Annotated in this window: 5 protein-coding genes and 2 pseudogenes; all 7 read right to left on the bottom strand. The window is 39.9% G+C overall.

The features are described from left to right. Positions 1 to 807: TOTE conflict system archaeo-eukaryotic primase domain-containing protein (locus ACO4PX_RS09640; RefSeq protein ID WP_485572469.1), on the bottom strand; the 807-nt coding region annotated here is incomplete at its 3' end. A gap of 165 nt (positions 808 to 972) precedes the next feature. Further along, positions 973 to 1,113, bottom strand: a pseudogene (locus ACO4PX_RS09635) (ORF6N domain-containing protein); the annotation flags it as partial. Further along, positions 1,112 to 1,345: pseudogene (locus tag ACO4PX_RS09630) on the bottom strand (hypothetical protein); the annotation flags it as partial. The pseudogenes ACO4PX_RS09630 and ACO4PX_RS09635, both read right to left, overlap by 2 nt. A 31-nt stretch (positions 1,346 to 1,376) precedes the next feature. Further along, positions 1,377 to 1,598 (bottom strand): AlbA family DNA-binding domain-containing protein, encoded by a 222-nt coding sequence (locus tag ACO4PX_RS09625; protein WP_472450014.1) that lies wholly within the window; start codon positions 1,596 to 1,598, stop codon positions 1,377 to 1,379. A gap of 184 nt (positions 1,599 to 1,782) precedes the next feature. Next, on the bottom strand, positions 1,783 to 1,989 hold the full coding sequence (locus ACO4PX_RS09620) for a transposase domain-containing protein (RefSeq protein WP_485572467.1): 207 nt from the start codon (positions 1,987 to 1,989) through the stop codon (positions 1,783 to 1,785). Between the two features lie 15 nt (positions 1,990 to 2,004). Further along, positions 2,005 to 2,091 (bottom strand): IS66 family transposase, encoded by an 87-nt coding sequence (locus ACO4PX_RS09615; protein ID WP_472450054.1) that lies wholly within the window; start codon positions 2,089 to 2,091, stop codon positions 2,005 to 2,007. Between the two features lie 431 nt (positions 2,092 to 2,522). Then, the coding region (locus ACO4PX_RS09610; RefSeq protein ID WP_485572466.1) for an ATP-binding protein at positions 2,523 to 2,974 on the bottom strand (452 nt) is incomplete at its 5' end.

The following is a 2,974-nucleotide window of genomic DNA, read 5'->3' as shown; positions in this document are numbered from 1 at the left end:
TGTATTAAGCGGTATATGGTCCTGAGCCGGAAGCATTCTATCATAATACTTAAAGTTTTTCATATTAACAGACTCAGCGCCTTTGCTTAGAAGTGCCGTGCCAAATCGACGTGCAACACTTGCCAGTATCGGCTTTTCAAAAAATATCCATACATGGGCGCCTTTCCCTGAGCGGGAGCGTTCAACTAAAACCGGAACTTCATTGATTTCACAGATTTTTCTGAAAGCGTTAACCTCTGTCATCCAATCCGACTCAAGGTTAGCACCATCATCTCCACCGATTTTGTCATCATGACAGTCAAAATCAAACACGAGAAAATTGACAGTTTCATCCGGAAACATCGGATATAATCCAATCACATCCGAGGCATCTTCCCTAGCCCCGATCAAGTGCTCATACAGCACTTGACCAGTCAGTTCTTTATACTTCTGATTCTGACATTCTCCGCAATTAAACTGAGAATGATTCTTCTTAGGACATATCCCATCTTTCCAGAAATTCCAGCATTGCGTATAATATCCATGCTTTCCGGTTTTCTTGTTAACCTTTCCAGAGCGCTTACTATACACATCATTTCTACCCTTAAACAAATGATAGTAATACTGAATATGCTGCTTCGTAATGGTAACGGGAAGAATACGGGCTCCTTGATTCTCTTCAAAAGCCAGGTTCCTATCCGGAGACAAATCCTCTAATTCCTCTGCCCTCCGTTTATATGAAATTCCAGCATTATCGAGAAGTCCATGCAAATATTCAATTTCATTTTCAAGTTGACTTATTTTCGATAAGAATGTTTCTTCATTCATTGTAATCCTTCAATTTTTATTTTGCTTTATATTGCTTCCAATACTTTTCAAAGCATTTTTTCACGCTTATTTTTCGATAAATTTGCCATATTCTACTTCACTTTATTTACAAGACTCTTAACTCAGTCTTTATCTTCTATCTTCGCAATACCAAAACTCTTTTTAAAACCTTCTCATCTCCACAAAACTATTCATAATTTTAATGCTGACCTCCACTGCTACATCACTTTTTAGAACGGCGGAAAGCATAGCAATACCCTGCTCTGTAAAAACATAAGGCATATATCTTCTGCCACCATAATTATTATTTGAACTTGAGATTACATTTTGGAATCTCAAGTACTCCCTCTATCGTTGGTTCTTTCGGAAGGCTCTCTGCAACAGCAAGCTCCTCCTCATTGAGGACAGCCTGATCCCCAAAGTCTAGAGAAAGCTGTCCGGGAATCTGAGAAGAAACCTCCACTTGTTGCCCTACTTCCACAAATCCACTCTGCGTAAGGGCAGCTTCCTTTACCTTTCGAAGCCAGTAGAAGTAGGCATTTCTGGATAGACCATGCTGTGCACAGTAGTCATCTACTTTTAGACCACTCTCCTCGTATTATAAATCGTTCCTTCGGATCAGTCTTTGTTTTATCTTCTCTTACTCCAAGTATAATATATCCACCTTTTGTATTGGCAAATGCAGAATAGGACTCATACGCAGATTTTGGTACGCTTTTTTCTGCTTTTTTGCACTCTATATCAACTTTTTCACCTTGATAAATGAGCTTCTTTAACTCCTGCATATTCATTTGCTGCACCTGCTTTCTTTATTCAATATATGGTTTTTTCTATCTTCATTTTCACCATACCTATTATTAACGCCAATAGCTATGTAATATCTAATATTTTAACAGCAATAATTCTTTTAATGTAAATAGTCAATAACCTGTCTGTCCAACAAAATCTGCCGGCTCTCAGGCTGGCAGGTTTTTCTTATCTGCTTTTATTCTTCCTACAGCTATCCGGTAATGCCTCCGACCAAGGCATCAGTTTTTTCAGTTCTTCCTCAGGAACATTTTCTCTTGGATATTTTAGGAGTTCCTTTAGTAGGTATGTAAAGTATTCGTAGGGCTTTAGTTGGTTTGCCTTTGCACTTTCCGCAATACTGTATAGAAGGGCACTGGCAGAGGCTCCTCTCACGGAATCGATGATGTATCAGGAATGCTTTCCAGCGCAGAAGCTTCTGATACTTCTTTCTGCGTCATTATTATCCAGAGAGATTAAAGCATCATCTAAAAACACTCGGAGATACTGCTCCTGATTAACAGAATAACTCAAAGCTTCTGACTACCGCATATTTTATTTCGAGTCTTTTTCAATTAGACTCTTCTCCCCTATCTTGGATAGTATTCTGGAGAGCTTGGGTTGTGTCTTGGGTAGTACCCTGGGTAGCTTGGCCTGTGTCCTGGATAGCTTGGGTAGTACCCTGGGCAGCTTGGGCAATGCCTTGGCTAGTATTACCGCCAGTTTGGGTCGCATTCGTTTCTTTATCAGTCGCAGCTGTGACTAATAAGTCGGTTGAACTGCGATATAAATTGATACGAAGGGCATCTTCCCAGTAAATAAACTCTGGCTCCACCCTTATCGTCATACCAAAAACACAAGTTTTCCGGTATCGCCGGTAAACTCTTCATTCGACGATCAATAATCTGTTTTAGATTTCATTCTGCCATTTATTCAATCAACTTCCACTTTCCGGAACGACGATTTCCCACTCTTACAAGAACAGCTTTTTCCTGTAATCTAGGCAGAATACGCTGCACCGTTCTTAATGGAATATTGGTATCAGAACTAATTTCCTTTTGTGTTGCAGTTGGACGAACTGCTAAATATGTTATGATCTTAGTTTCCTCTTCCGATAGTTCACCGCCAGTTTTTACGCCACTGCCGCCATCACCGCCACTCTGGTCTGCAGTTTTGGCGGTATTAGCAATATTATCTTTACGATAAATGTTTACAACAAGGTCTACCTCTCCACCTTCAAATACAGGAATAGCAAGTCCTTCATCACATACTTCTCGAACAACTCTCGGAATTCCGCTTCCCCACTTTTCCATCAGTTTCATATAGGAAAAGACCTTTGCCAATGCTTCGTTTCTAATTTTGGATCTACCTTTTTGCATCC

Source organism: Oribacterium sp. (assembly GCF_057249185.1).
Note: the sequence above shows the minus strand (reverse complement) of the source record. Positions and strands in the feature narration are given on the sequence as shown.